Below are 19,865 nucleotides of genomic sequence, written 5' to 3'. Positions count from 1 at the left end.
TTTGGTTTGCTTTCTCTATCAGATACTGTGCCTTATTTTCCCGGAACAATATCTGCATTACCTGCCCGTTATAATCCTGCTAGTTAAAACGGAAAGGTGTATGCGACAACACATGCTGATCATAACACTTGGGGCCGCCTGCTTGTTGGGCACCACGGGCTGCGCGCCCAAAAGCAACCAGGCCTACCAGGCGCCCGCCATGGGCGCGGAAACACTGTTCGACAAAGGCCTTCCCAAAGAAAAGCACACCCGCCACCTTTACAGCAAAAAGGAAAGGGCGGAAATGCAGAAGATGGGATACCCGGTAAACTAATGCTGCATCCATTCCTTTCGTCTCAATCACCGGCAGGCGCCCGGTTTGCATATTCCCTGCAGTTGCCCTACCTTGCAGATTCAACCATTAATTTTGAACCATGACATTAGGTAACAAGTCCTGCCGCCTGCTGCTGGCAGGCGCCCTTGCGGGAGGGATGATGATCCCTGCACAGGCACAACTGAAAAACCCGGTAAAAGAACCATCCCCGCTCAATGCGGTAGACCCTTATATCGGCTCCGGCGGCCATGGGCACGTATTCGTAGGCGCCAGCGTACCCTACGGCGCTGTGCAGGCCGGCCCTACCAACATCGTAAAGGGCTGGGACTGGTGCTCCGGCTACCACTATTCAGACAGCGTGGTGATCGGCTTCCCCCAGACCCACCTCAGTGGCACCGGCATTGGCGACCTGGGTGATGTAATGATCATGCCCTACACCGGCACGCCCAAAACCTATACCGATGAAGAAGATGATCATGGTGTTAAAACCCACACCGGTTCCAAATATACGCATGACCAGGAAGTAGCCCGCCCCGGTTATTACGCGGTGCAACTCCTCGACTACAATACAAAGGTAGAGATCACCGCTACCGAGCGCGTGGCCCTGCACCGCTATACTTTCCCGAAAGGCCAGGATGGCAAAGTGCTCATTGACCTGGAACAGGGCATTGGCTGGGACGCGCCCACCGATACTTACCTGGAACAGGTAGACCCTTACACCCTGGTAGGTTACCGCTTTTCCCAGGGCTGGGCGAATGACCAGCGCCTCTGGTTTGCCATTAAAACCTCCGTGCCGGTAAAGCAACTGGAACTGCTGGATAATAACCAACCCGCCAGTGGCAAATCGCTCAAAGCAAAACATACCAAAGGCATCCTCACTTTTGCCAACGGCGGCACCGTACAGCTGAAGATCGGCATCTCCCCGGTGAGCAGCGAAGGCGCCCTGGCCAATATCACCGCGGAACTGCCGGACTTCAATTTTGAAAAGACCGTAGCTGCGGCCAATGCCAAGTGGAACAAGGAACTGTCCCGCATCAACATTACGACCAAAGACAATGCAGCGCGCACTGTATTCTACACCGCCCTCTATCACACGATGATAGCGCCCGCCCTGTTCAATGACCACAACGGCGACTACCGGGGTACGGATAAAAAGGTGTACAAGAATCCTGGTTTCAATAACTACTCCGTGTTCTCCCTGTGGGATATTTACCGCTCCTGCGCTCCCCTGGCGACCCTCCTCCACCCGGAAAAGATCAACGATTTTTCCCGCACCCTGCTGGCCATTTATGAGCAGCAGGGCAAGCTGCCCGTGTGGCACCTGATGGGCAATGAGACAAACTGTATGGTGGGCTACCACGCGGTACCCCTGCTGGCAGACGCCTATAAAAAAGGCTTCCGAGGTTTCAGTGGCGAAGAAGCCCTGGAAGCCATGAAGAAAACGGCCAACAATGGTGAATTTGGCCTGAACTACGTAGTGTCCAAAGGCTACATCCCGGCAGATAAGGAATACGAATCGGTATCCAAAGCCATGGAATATGCGATTGACGACTGGTGCATTGCACAACTGGCCCGCGAGCTGGGTAAGACCGCCGATGCGGAATACTACGCCAAGCGCGCCCAGTATTACAAGAACTATTTTGATCCCAGCATCCGCTTCGTAAGGCCTAAACTGGATAACGGCCAGTTCAAAACACCTTACGATCCGTTTAACTCCATCCATGAAAGAGGTGACTTCACCGAGGGCAATGGCTGGCAATATACCTGGCTGGTGCCACAAGACCCGGAAGGCCTCATTAGCCTCATGGGTGGCGACGAGCCTTTCACCACTAAGCTGGATAGCCTCTTCACCGCACAGGGCGACATGGGCGCACAAGCCTCCAGCGATATCTCCGGCCTTATAGGCATGTACGCACATGGCAATGAGCCCAGCCACCATGTAACTTACCTGTATTCATTTGCAGGCAAGCCCTGGAAAACGGCGGAGAAAGTACGCCAGGTGGTAAATGAATTTTACACGGATAAAGTAGATGGCCTGGCCGGCAATGAAGATTGCGGTGCCATGAGCAGCTGGTACGTTTGGTCTGCCCTGGGCTTCTACCCCGTGAACCCCGCAAACGGCGTGTACGTATTTGGGAGTCCCCTGTTTGACAAGGCTACCGTGAACGTAGGTAAAGGCAAAACCTTTACCGTACAGACGGTGAACAACAGCAAGGAGAACATCTATATCCAAAGCATTACGCTGAACGGACAGCCTTACACGAAGAGCTTCATTAACCATGCAGACCTCCTGAAAGGTGGCGTGATGAAGATCACCATGGGGAATAAACCCAATGAAACCTTTGGCCAGGCTACTGCCAGCAGGCCTAAGTCTATCTAACGGTTACGAATAAACGTTATAAACAAAAAGCGGGCTGTCTGGTTCTTTACAGACAGCCCGCTTTTTATGCTTCCGGGGGGATCCATCAAAAATTGGGAAAGCCCTGCAGATGTTGTTTTATCCCTTCCCGCAACTTCCACGAGAAAAGTAAACCATTGTGATGGTCGCGGGAAAGTGGGGTGAGCTGCCCGGAGCGCCTGATCGGTGTTGCCATGTTTAAAATAAATTCACAGATGAAGAAACCACTTCCACATAAATGCCCCATGCAATGAAAATAATGATCAGCACAAAAATCCAGTAAGGAATGCTTTGCGGCGTTTCACTGCCCACAATAAGGAAGTTCTTTGCATCCCCCTTGCCATAGGCATTGATCATAATAGGCACAATGCCATCCACCACTGCTTCTTCGCGGATACCTTCTATATCAATGGCCGGCCCGTTACGCACTTCAAAAGGAATGAGGCGCACACCTTCCTTGCCGGAGGGGTCGCGGCTCACGATCTTCAGGCAATGTTTGCCGTCTACCAGCTTGGTGGTATCCAGTTCAAAATTCACCGGAGATTGCAACGCAGCAATGGGCGTTGTTTCATCATCAATGAAAATGTATATGGAGCTTTTTTCTGCCATTTCATTCAGGAATTAAGATCAATGATTTGATATGGGTGCTTTCTTTTTCACCGGGGTTTAAAAGCCACTTTACGGAGTAGAACATGGTAAGCAGCACAATGACAACGGTGATGCCTACGATGAGGTAATCCCAGTTGCTATCCGGCCCGGAGGGATGCTGCATTTCACCGCGCAGCCCCCGGGGCAGGCCGGTAGTACATTCCTTACAAGCCAGCACCAGGCGTGGCAGCGCCAGCATAAAAAATGTGAGGAGGTATTTTTTCATCACTTTGCAATTTTACTTTTTAGCGTTAGTAGTTGCAGCCGTTTTACTACTATCCAGTGCAGGGGCTGCGGCCGTTACGGCAGCACCGGTGCCGGGTGGCGTATTCACCGGGGGGCCGCCTTTTACTTTTTCTATCAGCTTCGTGATCTCTTCTACCGTTACCTGTTTGGCATCATTGCCCCAGTTACTCTTTTCATGGTTCATAATGGCCGTGATCTCTTCCGGCTTCAGTTCATTATTGGTGCCCACACCCGGCATGGGTCCAAAACCTTCCGGCTGGCGGCCGGTGTAGCCGTTCATGATAATAGCCACCATCTGTTCGGGATCTGTATTCAGCACCACCTTACTACCTTTGAGTGCAGGAAAAGATCCCTGCAGGCCTTCCCCATTGGGCTGGTGACAGGCCTGGCAGTTAGCTGCATATAAAGCCACCCCATCTGCGGCGCCACCGGCAGCAGCACCTGTTGCGGCGGCTTCTTTACGCGGGTAAAGGAAAAGGGGCGTGCGGGCATCTTTGGGCAGGTCTGCCTGTTTTAACGCCTGCAGGTAAGCCACCAGGTTCAGTGCATCTTTGGTGGCTACTACCACACCGGTATCCCCATCAATGAATTCCTTTGGCACCTTCACTACTACATCCCCTTTTTCCGCCTGAACCTTCACTTTGAACAGCCAGGTGTAAGCCGGCATGATAGACGCTTCCACTACAATGCGGGGATTGTACAAATGACTCAGGTGCCAGTCCTCGCTGGGCTGGCGGGCACCGATGTTCGTCAGGTCAGGGCCTGTACGTTCTGTGCCCATGAGGGTAGCGGTATTGCGCCAGGCATCCAGGCGGCGGTTATCCGCATAATCACCGGACACACTGGGGCGCTTGCCCCACACCTTATCCGATTCAATATTGCGCACCTGCTGCGTATGACAGGCCACGCAGCCATTGGCAATAAACACCAGCTTCCCTGCCTGAGCGGCCTCGCTGAGGGGCTGTGCATCCGGCAGGGGGGCATTGTCTGCCTGGTTCTTATAGGCAGGCAGCACCGCCACCCAGATGGTGAGCAGCAGGAAAAGCCCTCCTGCGGCGCGGTACAACTTCTTATGATTATCAAATAATTCCATCGCGTTTGTTTGATACCCGTTTACAATTGTGGTGAAGCTGCCGCCATGGCGGCATTCAGTTGTTGTCCTGCTGCCTCCGTAGCATTGCGGGAGGCTGGTGCGGCGATCATGCGGTACAGGTTGTACACGAAGAATACATGCCCCAGCCACATCAAACTGCCGCCTATGGCGCGCCACAACCAGTAGGGCGCCATGAGCACCACCCCGTCTATAAACGGCTTGCCGGACTGCCAGAGCAATCCTTTCAGCGTAGCACCATACATGAGAGGAATGGCGTAGAACAACAGGCCTATCAGAGAAAGCCAGAAGTGAATGCCCACCGTGATCTGGGGCGCTTCCCGGCCGGTAAGCCGGGGTACTACTGCGTAAATGCCTGCCCATAAAAAGAAGGCAATGATGCCGTACATGGTGAGGTGCGAATGAGCCACGGTAAAGTCCGTGAAATGCCAGATCAGGTTTGTGCTGCGGAATGCCTCCGCGGTGCCCTGCAGGGAGCCGGTAAAGTAAAAGATGATGCCCACGATAAAAAAAGGCAGGGTATAGCTGGAAGCCACTTTATACCACACGCCTTTGAACGTGAGTATAAAGTTAGTAGCCCCCGCGACCACGGGTATCACCATGCCACCACTGCCCACAATGGCCACGGTTTGCAGCCACCAGGGAACGGCGCTGAAAATAAAGTGGTGGGTACCGATCACGGTATAAAAAAGGATCTGCGTCCAGAAAGCAAGGATGCCCAGGCTGTAAGAATAGATCGGTTTATTGAGCTGCTGCGGCAGGAAATAATAAACAATACCCAATGTAAAGAACATGAACCACATGCCCACACCCTGGTGCATGAAATAACCCTGTATGATGGTTTCGCCCAGGCCATTCTGGTACATGGGCAGGTAAGCAAGTATTTCAATGGTAAGGCCAAAGATGATGGCAGACACAATGTACCAGTTGGCAATGTAGATCTCCTTGGTTTGCCGCCTTGCAATGGTCTGCAGGAAATTCACCAGGCAGATCACCACCCCGATACCGAAGAGCAGCATGATGGGCCAGATGTATTCCCGGTATTCACCACCACTATTATTAACCCCGCTCATTAATGCCCAGGTGCCCAGCAATACCGATGCATTGATCAGTATCAATGCGTACCAGGCCCGTTTATAGCTGGCCAGTTGGTTATTGCCCACACGGGGCACAATGTAGTGTGCAAGGCCCAGCATGCCGAGGGATGACCATCCCCAGAACACCATGTTCGTGTGCACAGGACGCAGGCGCCCGAAGCTCAGGAAGGATACATGGTCCACATCCGGCGCCACGAACTTGATGCCCACGTACTCACCAACGGTAGTACCAATGAGCAGCCAAAGCGCGGCACTCACAATGTACCAGATCACGATCCTGGCCAGTTGGGGATCAATGCCCGGGCGGTTCAGCCCACTTTTTTTCTGCGACACCACGGGCAGCGTAGTATGGGTGCTGATATTTTTCAGCAACCCCTTGCTATCAGTGGCCACTGTTTTGCCACCCAGTTCTGTGCCGCTAAGCTGGTAATCCAATGCCTGCTTACGGGCTTCCAGTACGGCTTGTGTGGCATCGTGCTGCTGCGCGCTCTCCATCGCGGCCTCAAAGGCGGCAGCATCTTTTGCTGCCTGTTTGTTACGATACTGATGCAAGGTGTACATCACCTTGGCAATAAGCAGCAAAGCACCTCCCAAAATGGGAAGCAGGATGAGGATCATGGTGATCACCACACCTGTATCTGTAAAAGGGAATACGCCTTTAACAGGCGATTGCGCAAACACGGGCTGTGCGCCCAGCAAGCAGGCCAGCAGCACTGCAATGGACACCACGGAGCCGCTGTTTGTCTTACGGTCTGCATCGCGCTGCAGGTAGTAGCCTATCTGCCTGCTGTCCAGCGAAGAAAGATATTCCTGAAACTGCTCTGGTGTGAGGAAATGATCTGCACCATGCAACAGCTCGCGCTGCGTGCGTTGCAGTTGTTTCACTTTACTGTACAGGTACGCCACCGTAACCAGCAGACAGACAATGAGCACCACGAGAATGAAGATCAGTCCCCGCATGGAATGAAGTGAGAAAAAGGCCTGGTAAGAGGGCGTTGCAAATAACGGCAACGCCATTGATAGCAGCAGCGAGGTGAGGGGGACGCTTTTGTAAAGTGTCATTAGCCGTTTCATTAAATATGTTTTAAGGGGCCGGTGCTGCATTGCAGCGGAGATCACGGCGATAACAGTTGTTTGTGGCCCTGAGGCTAGGCCGTTATACGGGGGCTGGGGTCCCTGCGGCATTTTCTCCACAAAAATCATTCCGGTTGCAACCAAACGGAAATGGCAATGCGGTACCAGGTGTTAATGGCTACAATGGTCAGGATCACCTGGGCGGTCTTGTGCTCACTCCCGTTCGAAGATGTTGGATCTTTCAAAGACAGGTGCCGGCTACCAGGAAGCTGCACGATCACTTGTACATCTCCACGGTTCGTGTGCTTAAATCATCGGGTCACCAACAAAAAAACGCCCCCGCTTGCAGCAGGAGGCGTTCCTCTATAAACACACACGAATTTGCAACGCAATACAAGCCCCGTTTGCACAACGGGTTTAAAACCTAATAACTCAATCCAAACCCAAACTTGTACAACGGGTTTTTGGAATCATAAGGCACATCTTCTTTCTGCGCCCGTACTGCTTCCATCGAAGCGGGCAGCTCCACCGGCAAATGCCCGCCGGGCTTGAATTTGCCAAAGATCACGTCCAGCACCGCCGCATCGCTGGCGCCAAAATCTGCCAGCAATCCTTTTGCAGCCTTGCTGATCTCCGGGATCACAGCGGGGCGGTCAATGTAGATGTCCACGATGGTGGGCACCTGGTGTAACAGTTGCAGGATGCTGTCTTTCTGCGCACCTTTAAAATCAAGGTCGCCGTGGTGAAACATCTTCGCCAGTGGAATATCTGATGCTACCGGGTAGAAGGGCGTTTGCAGGCGCAGGATGGCCAGGTCTGCGTCCGCGGGATCGTCTACCACGGTACCGTATTGCGCGGCTACTTTCGGGTCCATATTTCTCACATAGATCTTCAGATTTTTTTTGAGAGGTAATACATGCCGGTCATTTTTCAGCAAGGTAATAGCCCTGCGCTGGGAGGCTTCGCCCGCGGCCACAAAATCTGCGCGGCCCACGGTGGTATTGGCCTTGTCTTCATCGATATAAGGATTGTCGAACAGGCCCAGTTGGAACTTCTGGCGCAGCAGGCGTACCGCGCTGCTGTCTATCCGTTTTTCACTCACCTTACCCTCTTTCACCAGCTGCACAATTACTTCGGGAATGTTCTCCCCGCCAAACTGGTCCACCCCCGCATCAATGATCTTCTGCACGCGCTCCGGGATGCTCAGGCTTTCCACGCCCCACGCGCGGGCCGGCCATACCACAGGCCCCAGGTTGGCATCTGTGACCAGGCCCCAGTCTGTGCACACCACCCCATCGTAATGATAATGATGACGCAGCAGGTCCGTGATCATCGCCTTGTTATAAGAAAAGCCCACGTCTTCTTTCGTTTGCCCCATGGGCACCCCATAGTAGGGCATGATGGCGGCAGTATGTGCCGCAAAGGCCGCTTCAAACGGGATCAGGTGGTACTTAAAATTATGCCCCGGGTAGATCTGTCCTTTCTGGAACGGGAAGTGCGGGTCCAGCCCTTCGCGCTGGGGACCACCCCCGGCAAAGTGCTTGGTCATGGCTGCCACGCCTTCCCGGGTGAGGCTATTGCCGCCCTGGAAACCTTCAATATAGGCAGTAGCCTGCTTGGCAGTGAGCTGCGCATCTTCTCCAAAGGTGCCGCTGATACGTGCCCAGCGGGGCTCCGTGGCCAGGTCCACCTGCGGGTGCAATGCCTCGCGGATGCCCACGGCCAGGTATTCCTGGCGTACGATGTCGGCAAACTGGCGGGTGAGCTCCGGGTCGCCAATAGCGCCCAGCCCCAGCGGCTCACACCACTGGGAGAAACCACTGGCCTTCATGGCAAAGATGTTATTGGAAAAATGGTTGCGGGGGTCTGATGCAATGGTAATGGGAATGCCCAGGCGGCTGTCTTCTGCCAGCTTTTGCATTTTATTGTACCACACCGCCAGCGTATGTGGCTCATCCGGGATGGCCCAGAGGTTAAAGTGATTCATTTTCTTTTCGGTGAGCAGCCTGGCCGCATTGGGCGCAAAGGCAAAGAGGCCCGTGCCCGGTTTGTCTTCAATGGAGCCATCGTCGTTGATACGGGCCCCGTTGATGAACAGGAGGCCTGCTTTCTCTTCCAGGGTCATCTGGTGCAGCAGGTCCTGCACCCTTTTTTCAACCGGCTGGCGCACGTCTTCATATACATCCAGCTTGTCGTTCTTATTCAGGTCGCGGAACCCGAAGTTGCCCGTGGTCTTTACCACCTGGCTGTGGCGCAGCAATGTTTGCGGCAGGGCGTTTAACGGGCCGGGGGTGGAAACTGCCCGCATGGCCGCAACGGCTACGCAGGCGGCCGCAGCCGGTGCCCAGGTCCAACGTGGAATGTTTCTCATACGTATCAATGCGTTTATGTGACACAATGTAATATTTTTATCCTACACAACGAAATAGATTATTTAGTTTTATCCAATCGTTTTGAAGCGCATGACGGAATACGAAAAATTCAAGCAACTCATTGACAAGGGCAGTTCCCTCTATATTCCACAGTTATCACTGGATTGTGTGATCTTCGGATTTCACCAGAACCAGCTGAAGGTTTTGTTGTTAAAGATGCGTACCCGCCACGACTGGGCCCTGCCTGGCGGATTCATACATCAGGACGAGACCCTGGAAGTAGCCGCCGCCCGGGTATTGAAGGAACGTACGGGGCTGGATAATATATTTCTCCGGCAGTTCCACACCTTTAGTGCCCTGGAGCGCTCCAACCCGCAGCAGGCCATGAAGGATTTTGCGATGGAAGATCTCCGTATTGATCAGCATCACTGGCTGGCCCAGCGTTTTATTTCCGTAGGCTTTTATGCGCTGGTGGACTTTACCAGGGTAACGCCCCAACTGGATGAACTGTCTGAGATCTGCACCTGGTATGACCTGGACAGCATACCGCCGCTCATGCTGGATCACCGCCAGATCCTGGACAAGGCACTGGAAACATTGCGGGTGCAGCTGAACTACCAACCCATCGGCATGTCCCTCATGCCGGAGCTGTTTACCATGCCGGAACTGCAGAAGCTGTATGAGACCATCCTGGGCACACCCCTGGACCGGCGCAACTTCCAGCGCAAGATCCTGGGGTACCACATCCTGCGCAGGAGGGAAGAACGCCGCACCGGCGTAGCACACAAAGCACCCTACCTGTACAGCTTTGACATAAAGCGGTACCAGGAGGCGTTGCAGGAAGGATTGCACAAATGGTAAATTGTCATTCCCCCCGTAACAATTAGATAATTCAACGATCTAACAATTTCACAATCTGACAACCTGAGTACCGGCACATTTATTGGGCGATGCTCCGCATTAAAAAAATCCAATCTGATTATCATGGACACTAAGACCCAGGAAATCGTTCAGGCGGGCATCAATACGGTACGCGTATTGGCCGCAGACGCAGTACAGAAAGCCAATTCCGGGCATCCCGGCACCCCCATGAGCCTTGCGCCAATGGGACACGTTCTGTGGACATCCGCCATGCGCTACAACGCAAAATCTCCTCACTGGCCCAACCGCGACCGCTTTATCCTCTCCGCCGGCCACGCCTGCATGTTACAATACGCTTACCTCTACCTTACCGGCTATGAAGATATCACCATGGATGATATCAAGCAGTTCCGCCAGCTGCACAGCAAAACCGCCGGCCACCCGGAATATGGCCTGCTGGCAGGTATTGAAGTGACCACCGGCCCCCTGGGCCAGGGCTTTGCACACGGCGTAGGCATGGCCATTGGCCAGCAATACCTGGCTTCCCGCTACAACAAACCGGGCTATGATATTTTCGATTACCGCATTTACGCCATCTGCAGTGACGGCGACCTGATGGAAGGTGTGAGCGCGGAAGCCGCTTCCCTGGCTGGTCACCTGAAGCTGGGCAATATCATTTACCTGTATGACGATAACCACATTTCCATTGAAGGCGATACCGCCATCGCATTCAACGAAGATGTGGCCAAACGCTTTGAAGCTTACGGCTGGCATGTACAGGTGCTGCCCGACGGCAACGACATTGCCGCCATCCAGGATGCGCTGGAAAAAGCAAAGGCAGAAACAACGCGCCCCTCCCTCATCAAGGTACGCACGCATATTGCCTACGGCAGCCCCAATAAGGTAGATACCGCGGGTGCGCACGGCGCGCCCCTGGGAGCGGACGAAGTGAAGCTGGTAAAGCAAGGCTTTGGCTTTGACCCGGAAGTGTCATTCTATGTGGCAGACGACGTGCTGCAATATTACCACGAGGCCGGCAGCCGTGGCGCCAAGGACGAAGCAGCCTGGAATGAACTGTACGCAAAATGGAAGGCCGCCTTCCCCGACCTGGCAAAAGAATACGAAACCCTTGCCGCCGGCAACCTGCCCGATGGCTGGAAAGATAAACTGCCCACCTACAAAGTGGCAGACAATCCCAAGGGCGTAGCCACCCGCAAGGCTTCCGGCGAAACCCTCAACGCCATTGCTGATGCACTGCCCACGCTGATAGGCGGCTCCGCAGACCTGGCGCCTTCTACAGACACGAACCTGAAGAAATATCCTTCTTTCAATTTTGACAACCACGGTGGCCGCAACTTCCACTTTGGCATCCGCGAGCACGCCATGGGCGCTGCGCTCAATGGCATGGCGCTTACGAAAGGCATCATCCCGTTTGGCGCTACCTTCCTGATGTTCTCTGAATATATGCGCCCGCCCATCCGCCTGGCGGCCATTATGAAGATCCGCCCCCTGTTCGTGTACACGCACGACAGCATTGGCCTGGGCGAAGATGGTACTACCCACCAGCCCATTGAGCAACTGGCTGCCCTCCGCGTGATCCCCAACATTACGGTGATCCGCCCGGCAGATGCCAATGAGACCGCGCAGGCATGGCGCGTAGCGCTGGAGCACAAGGATGGCCCGGTGGTGCTGGTATTTACCCGCCAGAACCTGGCCGTGATAGACCAGGACAAATACGCCAAAGCCACCAACCTGGAAAAAGGCGCCTACATCCTGGCCGATGCAGATAAAACACCGGATGTGATCCTGATGGCCACCGGCTCTGAAGTGGACCTGATCGTGAAGGCGCAGGAAAAGCTGAAAGCAGAAGGCATTGGCGCCCGCATCGTCAGCTTCCCCAGCTGGGAGCTGTTTGAAAAACAGGACGCTGCTTACAAGGAATCTGTATTTCCCAAAAACGTGCGCAAGCGCCTGGCCGTAGAAGCCGGCGCCTCCATGGGCTGGCACAAGTGGGTGACCGACGAAGGCGATACCATCACGGTAGACCGCTTTGGCGAATCCGCGCCCGCAGAGCAGATCTTCGCGGAGTTTGGATTTACGGTGGATAACGTAGTGAAGAAAGCAAAGGCTTTACTGGGAAAGTAAAGTGATGACCAGATAATAATACAAAGCGGCTGCCTTTGAAGGGCAGCCGCTTTGTTATTTTATGCAACGCTTCATCAGGCGCTGTGAAAAATTTCACTAACCGTTGAGAAAATTTTCGCCGTGCAATACTAATCCCAGATCCCATTCCCCGCCGTGAGCACCACCGGCGCCCCGTCGGTTACCATGATCGTGTGCTCATGCTGTGCCACGTAACCACCCTTATCCCCCACCAGCGTCCATCCGTCCCGCTGGGTAAGCGCCATGGTGGAGTGCGTGGAGATAAATGTTTCTATGGCCACTACCGTGCTCCTGCCAAAGCGCCGTTCATTGAACCGGTTATAGCAGTTGGCAATTTCATGGGGCTCTTCGTGCAGGCTGCGGCCCACACCATGGCCGGTGAGGTTCTTGATCACTTTATAGGCACGCAGGCGCGCTTCGGTTTCCACCACGCGGCCCACTTCTGAAATATGCACACCGCTGTGGATGGAGTTGATGGCCAGTTGTAAAATCTCCCGGGAAGCATTGACCAGGGGCTGGAGGCGGTGTTTATCATCTCCCAAAACAAAAGAGCCGCCATTGTCGGACCAGAAGCCATTCAGCTCCGCGGATACATCCACATTGATCAGGTCTCCTTCATGAAAGATCTTGCGGGCAGTGGGAATGCCATGGGCCATTTCATTGTTCACACTGATGCAGGTCCACCCGGGAAAGTTATATGCCGCGCGGGGCGCAGAGCGGGCTCCATGATCCTGCAGGATTTTGCCTCCATAATCATCCAGCTCCCTGGCAGACATACCCGGGCGGGCGTGTTGCCTCATTTCGCGCAGCACCATTGCTACCAGTGCGCTCACCTGCTGGATGCCGGCCAACTCGATATTATCTGTGATAGACATGACGTGGAATATTCATCTAAATATAACGAAAATAGCGGCACAAGACAATATCGTGGCCCCGCACCACCATATCTGCCCCGCAGACAGCCGCTCTCCTATACCGGCAAGGCCGGCACTTCAGCTGCTCCGCTTCTGGTGCAGCAGCATATCCACGGCGTCCTGCATGGAGCCGGCCCTGGTCACCGCCCCGCCATTTACAAAAAAGATCTCGTCTGCACTTTCTATCGTGTTCAGCCGGTGGGCAATGATCACGCGGGTAGTGCTGGCGGGCAGCTTGTGCAAAATATCTTCCAGCAATTGTTCTGTTACGGTATCAATATTGGCCGTGGCCTCATCCAGGATGAGGAGGGAAGGGTTGCGCAGCACTGCGCGCATAAAGGCGATCAGCTGTTTCTGCCCCAGGCTTACCCCTTCCCCGTTAGGCTGGATGTCTGTTTCCAATCCATTTTCAAAACGGGCCAGCAGGCTTTCCAGGTTGGCGTCCTTCATTACTTCCGTAAGTTGCTCCGGCGTGTAGTGGCGCAGCGCTTCATTACCATACAGCAGGTTATCCCGCACGGTACCGCTAAACAGGAAGGGCTCCTGCAAAATGAAGCCGATCTTCCTGGCCCGTTCTGAAGGCTGGTAGGTGCGGATGTCCTTTCCGTCCAGCAGTACCGCGCCCTGCGTAGGATCGTACAGGCGGGCAATGAGGCTGGCCGTGGTGGTTTTCCCGCCACCGGTGGGCCCCACCAGGGCGTAGGTTTTACCCGGCTCCAGGCGGAAATTAATATCATGCAGCACGGTTTTGCCATCCGGGTACCCGAAAGAAACATTTTTAAATTCCAGCAGCGGGTGCTTCGTTTGTCCGTTACCGTTAGTGGTCCTTTCTTCTTCCACCACCAGGTTGGATTGCAGGCTGAGGATCTGTGCAATGCGGTCCCACCCGGCCTGTGCCACCTGGAAGTTGGCCCACAGTGCGGCCAGCTGGCGCACAGGGTTGTAGAAGTTCTGCACGTAAGCCAGGTATGCTACCAGCAAACCAATGGTAAAGGTTTCATGGGAGCCGATGGCCTGCTCATGGTGCAGGATCATGTAAATGCCATATGCCACCACTACCAGTTGCGCCAAGGCGGAAAAGAAGGTGGATACCGGCAGGAACAGGTTATTGGCGATACCGGCATCTACAGACGTTTTGTAGTTGTCTTCATTAGCCTCCTGGAAGCGCTTGCGGAAATAGTCGCGGCGGTTAAAGGCAATGATCACTTTGAAGTTATTGAGGCTTTCCTGGATCTCCCCACTCAGGGCCCCGGAGCTCTTTAAGCTGCGGGCATTACGGGCCTTCAGCCAGGGGGAAATGACACGTGTAAAAATAAGTAATGCCAGCGCGGGCAGCAGCGCGGCCACCCCGAGTTTCAGGTTCAGTGACAACAGGAAAATGCCCGCGCCCAGCATGGTAAAAATGCTGCCAATGAACTGCATCAGCGATTGGGAGAAGAACTGGTTCACCTTGTCCGTATCATTGTTAATGCGGGAGATCAGGTCACCGGCCTTGTTCTGGTTAAAAAAGGCTACCGGCAGGTCCTGCAGTTTGATGAACACGGCATTGCGCAGGGTGAACAGCATGCGCTGCCCTACCCCGCCCATTTTCTTGGTCTGCAAATAAGCGGTGATGAAGGCGCAGCCGTACACCGCCAGCAGCAACAGGCCTATGCGCGACAGGCCGGCCAGGTCTTTTGTAGACACGTATTTATCCACGGCCATCCCTACCAGCAGCGGGCCTACCAGGTTCAGGCCTGTATTGAGCAGGATGAACACCTGTGCAATGAGCAGGTTACGCTTCTCCTCGCCCATCAGGGCCACAAATTCGCGCAGCGCCTTCCTGGCCCCGGTCTTTTTATCACGTTGGGCTAAAAGCTCGTTAAGATTGTAATTCATAGTTACTGGTGCTGCGTTGTGATTCAAAAATCTGTACATACTCAGGGCTGATCTGCATCAGCTCCGCATGGGTGCCTGCGGCCAACACCTCTCCTTCCATCAGTAAAATGATCTGGTCATAATCCTGCACGGACGCGATCTTCTGCGTCACGGAGAGCAGGGTAATGCCTGGATAGTTAGCCCGCACGTTCTGCAGGATCTTCTGTTCTGTTTGGGAATCCACGCGGGCGGTAAAATCATCCAGCAGCAACACTTTCGGGTTCACGGCCAGGGCGCGGGCCAGCATGATGCGCTGTTTCTGCCCACCGGAAAGACTGTTGCCCCGTTCAGACACGATGGTGTTCAGCCCCTCGGGCAGGGTGTGGATGAAGTCGTACAGCTCCGCGGTGCGGATAGCTTTTTCCAGGAATGCATCCGTTACCGTATCGCTGAACGCAATGTTTTCCCGCAGGCTCAGGTTAAACATAATGCTGTCCTGGAACACCAGGCCCACCTGGCGCAGCAGCTCGTCCTGCTGGTATTTGTCGATGTCCACCCCATCGTACCGCACCTGGCCGGAAGTGGGCTTCAGCAGGGCGGTGAGCACGTTGAGCAACTGGGTTTTGCCCGCTGCTGTAGGGCCTATCACCGCGGTGCGGCTGCCGCCTTTAATATGCATGGTCACGCCTTTCAGGGCCAGCTTTTCCCCATAGCGCACTACCACGTCTTCCAGGTCAATATTACCCTGCAGCTCCGCCACGTACGTGCCGGTGGGCGCGGTTTCCGGCGCATCCAGCACACTGCGCACGCGCTGGTAGGCCACCGTGCTCTGGGCAATGATATTGCTCATAAACCCGATCACGAAAATGGGGAAGATCAGCATGGCCAGGTAGCTGTTAAATGCTACAAACGTACCCATATCCATCTGCCCGTAGATCACGTAGCGGCCACCCAGCTGCAGGATGCAGAACACAGCCAGGTTTGCCGTGAGGGTTACAATGGGAATGAGCAGTGCAAACAGGCGCAGGATGCTCAGGCCCAGGTCGCGGGCTTTGGCATTGGGGCCGGTAAATTTATCGTATTCCAGTTGCCAGGAGTTGAGCACCCGTATCAGGGCGGCACCCAGGATGCTTTCATTGATCACCTTGTTCAGCCAGTCAATGATCTCCCGGCTCTTTTTAAACAGGGCCCTCACCTTGCCCAGCACCACGAAAAAGGTAATGGCAATGATGGGAATAATAGCGATCACGCACAGCCCCAGCCGCCAGTTCACCACCAGCAGCAGCACGCTGCCACCCAGGATGGTGATCACGCTGGCCACGATAGACGACATGGCCTGGGCCACGAAGGTCTTGATGGAGTCAATATCAGATGTGAGATTGGTAAGCAGGCGGGAGGGATTGGCCGCCTGGATGTAGGCATAGCTCTGGCGCGAGATCTTGTCCGACAGCTGGGTGCGGAGATCCTTGGCCACGGTTTCCGAGGTGTATGTTTGCAGGTAGCCCAGCGCAAAAGAGAGCAGGAACACTACCACCGCTACCACCAGGAAACCCAGGTATACGGAGTTCATCGCATTGGGATCGGTATTGAACTGGTTCACCGCCTTGCGGATGTAAAGGGGCAGTACCAGGGAAAACCCATTGGAAACCGCGGCAAAGGCCACGAGCCCGGCCACCAGTTTCCGGTAAGGTTTGAGCAACCCGAACACACTGGGCCCCTGCGGCTTACTTCCTTGTTTTTGTTTGGCCATTTATTGAATTGTTAGATTGCTGGATTGTTAAATTGTTGAGCGGCTGGACGTTAACCGTTAAATGTTATGCGTAAAATGCTGACCGGTATCATTGAATAACACAAGGCCCGGTTTTAACGGGGAGGCCTGTTAAGTTGCGATTATCAGTTACAATAAACTTTTCATGGTAGCCGTTAAATGATGGCAATAAACTGTCAATGTTGAATGAGCTGGCAATTTAACCATTTAACCAGCTACCCGGTCTGACAATTTAATTTCGGAGACGATCCCGGCATACAAATATTGTAGAAACGGGGACAAAAAGTATTTTTTTGTTCCGCCGGCATGCGCGCGGGTGGAAAATCCGGCATCAAAAGTACTGCGCAATTTTTTAGCGCCCAAGACAACAATTGTGCTTTTTGTCTTGTTTACCATATGCGTTTCCCCTTAAAGTAATTCGCGGGCATTCCGCGGATAGACCATATCCTAGAACAAAAGCCTGTCGCTGTTCTCAGCGGCAGGCCTTTTTTATGACTCACACCGTTGCCCGCGGGGCAACCGGTTCAGTTCAACCTTTTAATAATGAGCCCTTCTCAGAGCGATGACCGCAGTGTAAGGTGGAATGGGATCTCCACGTGGCGGCGCTCATTGTCCAGGATCATGCGGGCGGCGGCGGAGCCCATCTGCCGGAAATCCGTGCTCACGGTGGTAATGCCGTTGAGGATGATCTTCTTCAGCGGGGTTTCATTGTAGGAAATAACCCCCACCTGCTCTCCCACTTTCAGCTGCATGGAAATGAGGCGCTCAATGAGCAGCACCAGGTCGTCTTCCATCACGCTCAGGAACACATCCCCTTCCTCTATGGGCTCTTCCGCCACCTTGTGCACCTGCCGGTAATTGAAGGCATAGTCCTGGCAGAAGCGGTTCACGCCCCGCTGGATCTCCACGGGATAGTAACTGTTGCGCGGGAAAATGATCTTGATGGTGCGGTACTTGCTCAGCTGCTCCAGCGCCTGTTCCAGCGCGTTGTAAATATCGTTGGCAAAATTTTCATACACCGCTGCATATTCCCCCTGGATGCCAGGCAGTATCTTATCCAGCAGCAGTAATTTTTCCGGGGGAATGGTGTTGATGATCTCGTGCGCGTGCTCCCCTCCTTCCAGGAAATGCGGGATCACCACGTAATGGGAATACTCTCCCTTCTTGTTGTTCAGTATTTTCTTGAAGAGGCCAAAGTCGTTGTTGTAGATATAAAAATCGATGGCTACATGCTCACCCAGGGCGGCTACAAACGCATCGTAAATGATCTTTTTGTGCGCGCTGAGTTTGTTGAAGAGCAGGCATATTTTCAACATCTGGCGGAAGCCGGTGTTGCGGATAAAATATCCTTTGCCCGGCACGGAGGCCAGCACGCCTATTTTTTTGAGATAGCGGTAGCCTTTCTCTGCGGTGTCACGGGAGATCTCCAGCTGGTAACTCAGTTCATTGATGCTGGGCAGGGGATCGTCTTTCTCGATCTTGCCGGCGCTGATGGCGTTGAGGATGGCATTGGTGAGTTGTAAATATTTTGGCGTGGCGGAAAATTCGTCCACCGCGATCATATCAAACAGCTTGGATGCTTTCATGGACATAAGTTACGGCATTTTAGCGCGGGTTGGTACAGCGGGCGTGCTTAGGGATATTCATTCCCCGGGGTTGAATTTTCGCTCCCGGGGCCCCCCTCCGGCGGGACAAGCGCTTGCGGAGCGGGTGCGGCATAGTACTTCAGCTCAATGAGATCTGCCGGCAAAGGCTTGTCATTCCAGGCGGTGTGGATGGCCAGGGCTGCACCCAACGCGGATGCCTGTGGCATGGCGGCGGCATATACCTCTACCTGGGGAAATGCCGCTGCCAGTAAATGCATGAACAACGGGTTACCGCTAAAGCCCCCGTCCACGAAGATGCGCTTCACCGGCGCGTTTTCCAGCACCAGTTCCAGCGATCTTTTTTGCAACGCCATAAGCGATACCACCCATTGGTGATAAGCCGTTTCATAATCCGGGTATTGCTCCAGGCGGGCCAGGGTAAGCCCCTCCAGGGCACCGGGTTGCAGGCCGGCGGCCAGCAAAGGATCGTACCATACGGTGCGGTAATAGTGCAGGGGCTTGTTATAATGCTTTGCCAGCGCCTTTACCAGCTGCTCATGCCCGTGCCCTGCAAACAGGCGGCTGGCCTTTACGGGCCTGCCTTTGTAATCCAGGTAGCAAAGGCAATCCTGCTGCAGCTCCGCGTCTGTAAGCGGTGTGTGGTTAAAAGGATTCAGGCTGATGCACCAGGTACCGGTGCTCAGCAACACAAACGGCTCATGAAAGCCGGACAGGTAGGGGATCAGCGCGGCAGAGCTGTCGTGCAGGCCTATGCCCGCGGAAATCTCCCGCCCGTTCACCGCTACGTGCAGGGCTTCATCCGCCGCATGCAAAGGCGCCAGCTTGTCCGGCAGGCCTTCCGCCGTCACCCAGTGATGATAGGCATTTGCTGTAAAGTTCCACAGGCGGGTATGGCAGCCAATGCTGGTAATATCTGTAAATGCCTGCCCGGTGAGCAGGTAACTGAGGTATTGCGGTAAGTGCAGGCAATAACGGGCACGGGCATACGTAGCTGGTTGCTCCTGCTTCATGCGGTATAGCTGCATGCCGGAATTAAGACTGCCCAGCACCGGGGAAGCCGTTTCCCTGGCCACTTTGGCGGCAGTACCATACGTGGCGGCAAACTGTTGCTCCAGTGCTTCGGGATAAGGTTTCAGGTAGTTATACAGCGGCGCTACGGGCTTCCCTTGTTCGTCCAGCCATACAAAACTGGCCCCATAACCGGAAAAGTTCACCGCGCGGATCTCATATTCCCCCAGCTGCTGCAACTCCCGGAAAGTATTGCGCACCCAGGCCCCCAGCGCATGCACATCTTCTGCCGGGTAGCCATCTTCATCAGGGACTTCCGGCAGTTGCACACTATGCTCCTTTACCAGCTGGTAGTGGGTATCGAAAAGCAAACATTTCTTGTTTGTCTTCCCGATATCAAAGATCACGATCACGGGTATACGTTGCAT

At 54.2% G+C, this 19,865-nt stretch carries 14 protein-coding genes; 4 read left to right on the top strand and 10 right to left on the bottom strand.

Annotation, left to right across the window (positions count from 1 at the left end; all coding sequences use genetic code 11):
• Positions 1-100: 100 nt before the first annotated feature.
• A complete protein-coding gene (locus DCC81_RS16900; RefSeq protein WP_133177690.1) occupies positions 101-313 on the top strand; it encodes a hypothetical protein in 213 nt (70 codons plus the stop codon).
• Positions 314-413: 100 nt separating this feature from the next.
• Positions 414-2,693, top strand: a complete 2,280-nt coding sequence (locus DCC81_RS16895) for a GH92 family glycosyl hydrolase (protein WP_108687763.1) — start codon at positions 414-416, stop codon at positions 2,691-2,693.
• A 216-nt stretch (positions 2,694-2,909) separates the two neighbouring features.
• On the opposite strand, the gene DCC81_RS16890 is transcribed toward DCC81_RS16895, so the two are convergent.
• The 5 genes from DCC81_RS16890 to DCC81_RS16870 all read right to left on the bottom strand — a co-directional run bounded on the left by DCC81_RS16890 (position 2,910) and on the right by DCC81_RS16870 (position 9,258).
• On the bottom strand, positions 2,910-3,320 hold the full coding sequence (locus DCC81_RS16890) for a cytochrome C (protein WP_108687762.1): 411 nt from the start codon (positions 3,318-3,320) through the stop codon (positions 2,910-2,912).
• Position 3,321: 1 nt separating this feature from the next.
• On the bottom strand, positions 3,322-3,585 hold the full coding sequence (locus DCC81_RS16885) for a hypothetical protein (protein ID WP_108687761.1): 264 nt from the start codon (positions 3,583-3,585) through the stop codon (positions 3,322-3,324).
• A 12-nt stretch (positions 3,586-3,597) separates the two neighbouring features.
• Entirely contained in the window at positions 3,598-4,698 is a 1,101-nt protein-coding gene (locus DCC81_RS26140; protein WP_108687760.1) for a cytochrome c, read from the bottom strand.
• 20 nt (positions 4,699-4,718) lie between these two features.
• Complete coding sequence (locus tag DCC81_RS16875; protein ID WP_205686354.1) at positions 4,719-6,875, bottom strand: cbb3-type cytochrome c oxidase subunit I; 2,157 nt, start codon at positions 6,873-6,875, stop codon at positions 4,719-4,721.
• Between the two features lie 436 nt (positions 6,876-7,311).
• Positions 7,312-9,258 (bottom strand): glycoside hydrolase family 3 protein, encoded by a 1,947-nt coding sequence (locus DCC81_RS16870; protein ID WP_205686353.1) that lies wholly within the window; start codon positions 9,256-9,258, stop codon positions 7,312-7,314.
• A gap of 91 nt (positions 9,259-9,349) precedes the next feature.
• Between DCC81_RS16870 and DCC81_RS16865 the strand changes: the two genes are divergently transcribed.
• Together DCC81_RS16865 and tkt are read left to right on the top strand one after the other, a co-directional pair.
• The gene (locus DCC81_RS16865) at positions 9,350-10,120 is read left to right on the top strand and encodes an NUDIX hydrolase (RefSeq protein ID WP_108687758.1); all 771 of its coding nucleotides are present in this window, start codon (positions 9,350-9,352) and stop codon (positions 10,118-10,120) included.
• A gap of 123 nt (positions 10,121-10,243) precedes the next feature.
• Positions 10,244-12,265 (top strand): transketolase, encoded by a 2,022-nt coding sequence (tkt, locus tag DCC81_RS16860; RefSeq protein WP_108687757.1) that lies wholly within the window; start codon positions 10,244-10,246, stop codon positions 12,263-12,265.
• 128 nt (positions 12,266-12,393) lie between these two features.
• On the opposite strand, the gene map is transcribed toward tkt, so the two are convergent.
• The 5 genes from map to DCC81_RS16830 all read right to left on the bottom strand — a co-directional run bounded on the left by map (position 12,394) and on the right by DCC81_RS16830 (position 19,865).
• Positions 12,394-13,158 (bottom strand): type I methionyl aminopeptidase, encoded by a 765-nt coding sequence (map, locus tag DCC81_RS16855; RefSeq protein ID WP_108687756.1) that lies wholly within the window; start codon positions 13,156-13,158, stop codon positions 12,394-12,396.
• 117 nt (positions 13,159-13,275) lie between these two features.
• Positions 13,276-15,075, bottom strand: coding sequence for an ABC transporter ATP-binding protein (locus DCC81_RS16850; RefSeq protein ID WP_108687755.1), 1,800 nt, complete (start codon positions 15,073-15,075; stop codon positions 13,276-13,278).
• Positions 15,059-16,804, bottom strand: a complete 1,746-nt coding sequence (locus DCC81_RS16845; RefSeq protein WP_108687754.1) for an ABC transporter ATP-binding protein — start codon at positions 16,802-16,804, stop codon at positions 15,059-15,061. The genes DCC81_RS16850 and DCC81_RS16845 overlap by 17 nt, the downstream gene beginning before the upstream one ends.
• Before the next feature lie 572 nt (positions 16,805-17,376).
• Positions 17,377-18,408: a GntR family transcriptional regulator gene (locus tag DCC81_RS16835; protein ID WP_108687752.1), complete on the bottom strand. Its 1,032-nt coding sequence runs from the start codon at positions 18,406-18,408 to the stop codon at positions 17,377-17,379.
• Positions 18,409-18,455: 47 nt separating this feature from the next.
• Entirely contained in the window at positions 18,456-19,865 is a 1,410-nt protein-coding gene (locus tag DCC81_RS16830) for an FGGY-family carbohydrate kinase (RefSeq protein WP_108687751.1), read from the bottom strand.

It is taken from the genome of Chitinophaga parva (assembly GCF_003071345.1).
Taxonomy (GTDB): Bacteria; Bacteroidota; Bacteroidia; order Chitinophagales; family Chitinophagaceae; genus Chitinophaga; species Chitinophaga parva.
This window is presented reverse-complemented; position numbering and strand designations above follow the sequence as displayed.